6 protein-coding genes are annotated in these 7329 nt (G+C 67.7%); 4 read left to right on the top strand and 2 right to left on the bottom strand.

All coding sequences use genetic code 11. The features are described from left to right. Positions 1–729 precede the first annotated feature (729 nt). Positions 730–1356 (top strand): hypothetical protein, encoded by a 627-nt coding sequence (locus tag AB0M24_RS48040; RefSeq protein ID WP_363781983.1) that lies wholly within the window; start codon positions 730–732, stop codon positions 1354–1356. A 10-nt stretch (positions 1357–1366) separates the two neighbouring features. Then, positions 1367–2515, top strand: coding sequence for a dephospho-CoA kinase (gene coaE, locus AB0M24_RS48035; protein ID WP_363781981.1), 1149 nt, complete (start codon positions 1367–1369; stop codon positions 2513–2515). Here the strand turns inward: coaE and AB0M24_RS48030 are convergent. Continuing rightward, positions 2491–3009: a hypothetical protein gene (locus AB0M24_RS48030; protein WP_363781979.1), complete on the bottom strand. Its 519-nt coding sequence runs from the start codon at positions 3007–3009 to the stop codon at positions 2491–2493. The genes coaE and AB0M24_RS48030 overlap by 25 nt on opposite strands. 88 nt (positions 3010–3097) lie before the next feature. Beyond that, positions 3098–3607 (bottom strand): DUF402 domain-containing protein, encoded by a 510-nt coding sequence (locus tag AB0M24_RS48025; RefSeq protein WP_363781977.1) that lies wholly within the window; start codon positions 3605–3607, stop codon positions 3098–3100. Positions 3608–3657: 50 nt separating this feature from the next. On the opposite strand from AB0M24_RS48025, the gene AB0M24_RS48020 reads away from it, so the two are divergent. After that, the gene (locus tag AB0M24_RS48020; protein ID WP_363781975.1) at positions 3658–4779 is read left to right on the top strand and encodes a DUF5685 family protein; all 1122 of its coding nucleotides are present in this window, start codon (positions 3658–3660) and stop codon (positions 4777–4779) included. 58 nt (positions 4780–4837) lie between these two features. Beyond that, positions 4838–7000, top strand: a complete 2163-nt coding sequence (uvrB, locus tag AB0M24_RS48015; RefSeq protein ID WP_363781973.1) for an excinuclease ABC subunit UvrB — start codon at positions 4838–4840, stop codon at positions 6998–7000. Positions 7001–7329 lie beyond the last annotated feature (329 nt).

Here is a 7329-nt window from a genome sequence, read left to right as displayed (position 1 = left end):
CCCAGGAATCGCTCGTCGACGAAAAGCGTGTCGACTTGACACCCCTGCCTGGTCGCAGCAAACGATCAAGCACGACTCGTGACGGGGCCCGCCGGAGCGCACGGAAAAGCAAGCTCGCCTTCGGCATCGCCACTGCAGCTCGGCTTCGCCATCGCCATCGCCACTGCCTTCGCCATCGCCCCTGCCTTGCCTTCGGCATCGGCCGTCTCAGCCCACGTGCCGCTCCATTCCGCCTCGCTTCACCCCAGTCCCTCACCCTGCTTCGTCCTCGCAGCGTCCCGCCCGCCTCACTTCGCCCCCCGCCCTGCCTTGCCCGCGTCGGGCTTCTCCTCTCCTCGCCGTCGCTCCGCCTCACCCCAGCCTCGCCAACCCCCAGCCTCGCCAACCCCCAGCCTCGCCAACCCCCAGCCTCGCCAACCCCCAGCCTCGCCAACCCCCAGCCTCGCCAACCCCCAGCCTCGCCCAACCCCCCGCCTCGCCCAACCCCCGCCTCGCCTCACCCCCCCGTTCCGCCTCACCCTCCCGCCCCGCCTCACCCTCCCGCCCCGCCTTGCCGCGCGCTCGCGCCTTCCCTCTCACCCCGCCTTGCCGCGCCTCGCTTCTTCGCCCTCTCACCTTGGCCTTGCCCCGCCTCACCTTCTGCCGGTGGTGGCGCGCCGCCTCCCCGTGCGGTTCCACCCGTTCACTCTGTGGTGGAGGCCGAACCTCGTTGTGTAGGTTGGCAAACCTATGCGTGGGAACAAGTTCTTCGTGGTGCTCGGCGCGGTGGCGCTGGCGGTGGTGTGCGCGGGCTGCTCGTCTACTGCGGTGCCGCAGACTCAGGGGCCGCCGCCGCAGATCCCGAAGATCACGCCGCCCACCACGCCTTCGCGGATTCCGGTGATGGTCGATCGGCCCGCGTTGCCCGACGACTGCGAGCTCGTGGTGCCCGTTGAGGTCATGAACGCGACGCTCGGGCAGGAGTTGCCCGGGGAGCCTCGGATCATCATCGGGATCAAGGAGCCCTCGATCGGGAAGACCGGGAAGATCGATTGCTACTACGGGATTCCCGAGAAGAAGAACCTCACGGACGCGAAGATCGTCATCGGGTTGTCGACGTACGTCGATGAGTTGACGGCTAGGACGCGGGTCAGTGAGAGCGTCGAGGCTGAGCGCGGTGACGGGGCGAAGATCACCGAGGTCGACGTCGGCAAGCAGAAGGGGACGTTGATCGAGGGCAAGGACGAGCAGCTCCTGATCGGGTCGTTGGGGAAGTCGACGTTCGTGGTGCGGAACCGGAACGGCTACCTGCCTCAGGCTCGGCTCCTGGCTGTGCTGCCGGTACTCGCCCAGCAGGCGATGACGCCTCCGGTCTAGCCTGGGCGGCATGCTCAGGGTGGGGTTGACCGGGGGAATCGGGTCCGGCAAGTCGACGGTCGCGAGACTGCTCGCCGAGAACGGCGCTCTCATCATCGACGCGGACAAGCTGGCGCGTGAGGTGCTGGAGCCTGGGACCGACGGGCTCAAGGAGGTCGTCAAGGCGTTCGGTGCCGACGTGCTGAACGAAGACGGCACGTTGAACCGGGCTGCGTTGGCGGCCAAGGCGTTTGCCGGCGAGGACGCGCGGCAGACGCTCAACGGGATCACGCATCCGCGCATCGGGGCGTTGACCGGGCAGCGGATGGCCGAGGCGCCCGAGGACGCGATCGTCGTGCACGACATCCCTCTGTTGGTGGAGCGGGACATCGCGGCGGCGTACCACCTGGTGATCGTCGTTTATGCCGATGCCGAGACGCGGCTCCAGCGGCTCGTCAGCAGCCGGGGGATGGATCGGCAGGACGCCGAGAACCGGATCAGGGCGCAGGCCACGGATGAGCAGCGGCGGGCTGTGGCTGACGTGTGGCTCGACAACAGCGGTGAGGTTCCGGACGTCACGACGTTGTGGGATCGGCTGGTCGGGTTCGAGAAGAACGTGCGGACGCAGTCGTATGCGTCGGGATCGCCGATCGTCGTGCCGTACGACGGGCGGTGGCCTGCTCAGGCCAAGCGACTGGCGCGGCGGATCAGCATGGCGGCTGGTGGGCGGCACGTCGAGCACATCGGGTCGACTGCGGTGCCGGGGCTCGCGGCGAAGGACGTGCTGGACTTCCAGCTCGCCGTCGAGGACATGGAGACGGCCGACGGGCTGCGGGAAGTGTTGGGGCAGGCCGGTTTTCCGTACGTGGGGCCGTACGTGGACACGCCGCGAGGTGACGGGGACTGGAGCAAGCGGCTGCACGCCGGGGCGGATCCCGGGCGGCGGGTGAACCTGCACCTGCGGGTCGAGGGCGCGGCGAACTGGCAGTGGGCCGTCGACTTCCGGGACTGGTTGCGGCACGACTCGGCGGCTCGTGAGGAGTACGCGGAGCTGAAGATGGAGCTGTCGCAGCGGTTCGCGGCCGACTCCGGGGCCTTCGCCTACGGTGAGGCGAAGGATCCGTGGATGCAAGCCGCTGCCGAGCGGATGAAGGCCTACAGGGGCGGCCAGGAGTCGTAGATGCCGTGCCACGTCAGCCACGAGGTGAGGTTGTGGTTGACGTTGCTCAGCTCTTCGAGGGTGCGGTGGACCGTGCGCAGGGCCTGGTCGGCGTCGCCGGGGCGCAGGACTCGGCCTGCCACGGCGGCGGCGAAGTCCTCGCTGCGGACGATGCGCGGGGTGGTGCCGCCCGGAACTGCCAGGCCCAGCAACAGGTCCGTGGTCTGCCAGTGGCGGTAGTCGCGCTCGACGCGCACGGCGGACAGCACGCTCGGGGTGCCGCGGGAGTGGCGTGAGCGGGCGCGGTAGGTCGTGAGGCGCAGACCCAGTTCGGGCATCAGCCACGTGATTTCCGCGTCGGAGAACGGGTCCTCCGGGGTGGGATGCTCGATGCGGAGGCCCCAACGTTCGACGTCGCACGAACTGAGAGTTCGAGTGCCACCGGACGAATAAGTGCGCACGCCCGAAATGGTGTCGACGACGTCGACCAGCTGAGGTGTAGTGACCGCTCCCACGACGCCGAGGGTAGTCAAATAAGTGCGGCCAGTTACACGCCGGGTCGATTTGTTACGTCACGGTCAGATGACGACCACACTCTGTGTACTAACGCCAGGCGGTGGGACAACCCGAAGAGGTGAGCCACCTGACCACATCGTGACCGTGCGCTGAAATTCCCGACACCGCTGAGTAGGTGGTTTCCAGTGCCCATTGCGCGCGTTCCGGCGTGATCAACTTGTGCTGAACTGCGGAGATCAACTCGTCCGTGTCCAAAACAGTCACGCTGTGACCCGTTCGGACGATCAGATCGAGGTACAGGTCCGTCGTTTTCCAGACGGTGCCGATCGCGTTGATCTCCACGACGTCCACGTAGAAGTCGAAGTCGATCACGTGGCCGGGGTGCCAGGACTGCCGCGTCACCCGGATGTTGAGCTTCGGCAGGAACCAGCTCTCGAAGTGGCTGATCTTCGGGTGCCCGGCGAGCGGCCGGAACATGTAGAGACCCGTCGGGGTGAGCCGGTACTCGTCGACGCTTCTCAACTGCCCCTTGGGGTCCGTGTTGCTCTTGGCGTCCAGGTCGAAGTACTCGATCTTCGGCGGATGGATGTGTGCCACGTGGCCGATACTGCCATCGAAACCTGTGACGGCCACTTAGGATGCCGCGCATGTTCGGGATCATCCGCCCCTGCCGCAACAGAATGGGCGCTGAGCTGAGATCGTCGTGGCTCGCGCACCTGTGCGGGATGTGTCTGTCCTTGCGCGACGAACACGGTCATCTCGCGCGCCTCGTCACCAACTACGACGGGCTCCTGATCTCGGCGCTGGTCGAGGCGCAGAGCGGCTTGTCGCGGCGGTCCGCCGGGCCTTGTGCGTTGCGCGGGATGAAGTCCGCGGACGTGGCGATCGGATCCGGGGCGCGGCTGGCGGCGTCGGTGTCGCTGCTGCTGGCGTCGTTGAAGATCCAGGACCACGTGGACGACGGGGACGGGCTCGCGGGGAAGGCCGGCTGGGCTGGACGGGCGGTGGCGCAGCGCTGGGCCGCCAAGGGGCTTGGCACGGCGGCCGATCTCGGTTTCGACGCCTCGGTGATGGTCGACTCGGTGCGGCGGCAGCCACTCGTCGAGGCCGCCGCGGGGCTGGGGAGCTCGGTTCTCGTGGTGACGGAGCCGACGGAGACGGCGACCGGGTTCGCCGTCGCGCAGACCGCACTGCTCGCGGGCAGGACCGCGAACGCGGAGCCGTTGCGCGAGGTGGGGAGGCTGTTCGGGCGGGTCGCGCACCTGATCGACGCGGCGGAGGACCTGGAGGCGGACCGCGCGGCCGGAGCCTGGAACCCGTTGGCGGCCACCGGAACGACTGTCGACGAGGCGCACCGGCTGTGTCTGGACGCGGTGACGGGCATCCGGCTCGCGTTGAAGGACGTGGAGTTCGACGACTCGCGGCTCGTCCACAAGCTGCTGGTGCACGAGCTGGAAGAGTCGATCATCCGGGTCTTCGGAGGGCGGCAGCACCACCCGCACCACCACCCGGACCAGCCGGACGACCGGCGCACCCCGGCGAGTCCCGGCCGCGGGTTGTGGGCGTACCCGAGGCTGACCTACCAGCCGCGACCGCGCGGGTGCTTCGAGGGCTGTGGCGCCTTCCTCTACCAGTGCGGAACCTGCCAGTTCTGCTGCCGCGACCCGTACCCGGGACCGTGGAGCGACAAGTGGCGGAACTCGTGCGACTGCGACTGCGGTGACTGCGGTGACTGCTGCAAGTGCGACTGCTGCTGCCCGTGCGACTGAGGGGCCTCTGACCAGGGCCGATCAGAAATTGTCAGACCCCCGGCGTAACGTGCTTCCCGTGGCTTTCGCAACCGAGCTCCCGCCAGAGGAGAGCACCGTCAAGGCGCACTCCGAGCACCGTCCCGTCGGCGACATCGTCCGTTCCGACGGGCAGTTCCGCGTGGTCAGCGAGTACCAGCCGGCAGGCGACCAGCCCGCGGCCATCGACGACCTGGAGCGCCGCGTCCGCACCGGAGAGCGCGACGTGGTGCTGCTCGGCGCCACCGGTACGGGCAAGTCGGCCACCACGGCCTGGCTGGTCGAGCGGCTGCAGCGCCCCACCCTGGTCATGGCGCCGAACAAGACTCTGGCCGCCCAGCTGGCGAACGAGCTGAAGGAGCTCTTCCCGCACAACGCGGTGGAGTACTTCGTCAGCTACTACGACTACTACCAGCCAGAGGCGTACATCCCGCAGACGGACACGTACATCGAGAAGGACTCCTCGATCAACGAGGACGTCGAGCGGCTGCGGCACTCCGCCACGATGTCGCTGCTCACCCGGCGCGACGTCATCGTGGTCGCCTCGGTGTCGTGCATCTACGGCCTCGGCACGCCCCAGTCGTACCTCGACCGCTCGATCCGCCTGGAGACGGGCGTGGAGGTCGACCGCGACGCGTTCCTGCGCCTCCTGGTCGACGTGCAGTACACCCGCAACGACATGTCGTTCACCCGCGGCTCCTTCCGCGTGCGCGGCGACACGGTCGAGATCATCCCGTCCTACGAGGAGCTCGCCGTCCGCGTCGAGTTCTTCGGCGACGAGATCGACAAGCTCTACTACCTCCACCCGCTGACCGGCGACATCGTCCGCGAGGTGAACGACCTCCGCATCTTCCCGGCCACCCACTACGTCGCGGGCCCGGAGCGCATGGAGCGCGCGATCCGCGACATCGAGGCCGAGCTGGAGACGACGCTCGCCCAGATGGAACGCCAGGGCAAGCTGCTCGAGGCCCAGCGCCTGCGCATGCGCACGTCCTACGACATCGAGATGATGCGCCAGGTCGGCTTCTGCAACGGCATCGAGAACTACTCCCGCCACATCGACGGCCGCGGCGCCGGCACCGCCCCCGCCACGCTGCTCGACTACTTCCCCGACGACTTCCTGATGGTCATCGACGAGTCGCACGTGACGGTCCCGCAGATCGGCGGCATGTACGAGGGCGACGCCTCCCGCAAGCGCAACCTGGTGGAGCACGGCTTCCGCCTGCCCTCGGCCTTGGACAACCGCCCGCTGACGTGGGAGGAGTTCGCCGACCGAATCGGCCAGGTCGTCTACCTGTCCGCGACGCCGGGCCCGTACGAGCTGGGCCAGTCCGGCGGCGAGTTCGTGGAGCAGGTCATCCGGCCCACCGGCCTGGTCGACCCGGAGATCGTCGTGAAGCCGACCGAGGGGCAGATCGACGACCTGGTGCACTCCATCCGGGAGCGGGCCGAGCGCGACGAGCGCGTCCTGGTCACCACGCTGACCAAGAAGATGGCCGAGGACCTCACGGACTACCTGCTGGAGCTGGGCATCCGGGTCCGGTACCTGCACTCCGAGGTGGACACGCTCCGCCGGGTCGAGCTGCTCCGTCAGCTGCGCCTGGGCGAGTTCGACGTGCTGATCGGCATCAACCTGCTGCGAGAGGGTCTCGACCTTCCCGAGGTGTCGCTGGTCGCGATTCTCGACGCGGACAAGGAAGGGTTCCTGCGCTCCGGCACGTCGCTGGTGCAGACGATCGGCCGTGCGGCTCGTAACGTGTCGGGAGAGGTCCACATGTACGCGGACCGGATCACGGACTCGATGCGGCACGCGATCGACGAGACGAATCGGCGCCGTGCCAAGCAGGTCGCGTACAACACCGAGCGCGGGATTGATCCGCAGCCGTTGCGGAAGAAGATCACCGACATTTTGGAGGCCGTGTACTCCGAGGTGGAGGACGAGGTTCCGGTTGGTGGGTCTGGGCGGAACCAGTCTCGAGGGAAGAGGGCTACCGGCGAGGGTGGTCGGTCCTCTGGGGTAGTTGCTTCGCACGAGCGGGCTGGGATGGCTCGGTCGGAGCTGGCTGATCTGGTGCAGTCGTTGACCGATCAGATGATGAATGCGGCTCGGGATCTGCAGTTCGAGTTGGCTGCTCGGTTGAGGGATGAGATTCAGGATTTGAAGAAGGAGCTGCGGGGGATGGACGCGGCTGGGGTTAAGTGAGGTTTTGGTCGCGCCGGTTTGGTGGTTGTCTCCCTGTTGGGTTGGCGGCTGGCGGTTTCGTGTTCGTAGGTGGGCGCGTGCCGTGCTTCCGTTCCTGGTGCTTTCTGGGAGCTCTGCCCCAGACCCCGCCAATCTGATCAAGGACCCACCAGCGCCGTCGGCGGGTTGATGGCACGCCTGTTGCTTTGGGCGGCTTGCTGTTGCGTTTGTGGGTGCGTTGGTGGGGTGGGTCCCGTCACGAGCCGCGCATGAGCGAGCCACCCTCGGAGGGATGGGGGGAGTCCACCAAAAGCGGGTGGACAATTACCAAACCCACCCGCCCCGCCCAC

This window comes from Lentzea sp. NPDC051838, from assembly GCF_040681245.1.
Lineage (GTDB): Bacteria > Actinomycetota > Actinomycetes > Mycobacteriales > Pseudonocardiaceae > Lentzea.
The sequence above is the reverse complement of the archived record's forward strand: the minus strand, read 5'-3'. Positions and strand labels throughout refer to the sequence as shown.

Coding starts and splice junctions, on each gene's coding strand:
- AB0M24_RS48020 (WP_363781975.1), top strand. CDS start 3,658: ATGTTCGGGATCATCCGCCCCTGCCGCAACAGAATGGGCGCTGAGCTG.
- AB0M24_RS48040 (WP_363781983.1), top strand. CDS start 730: ATGCGTGGGAACAAGTTCTTCGTGGTGCTCGGCGCGGTGGCGCTGGCG.
- coaE (WP_363781981.1), top strand. CDS start 1,367: ATGCTCAGGGTGGGGTTGACCGGGGGAATCGGGTCCGGCAAGTCGACG.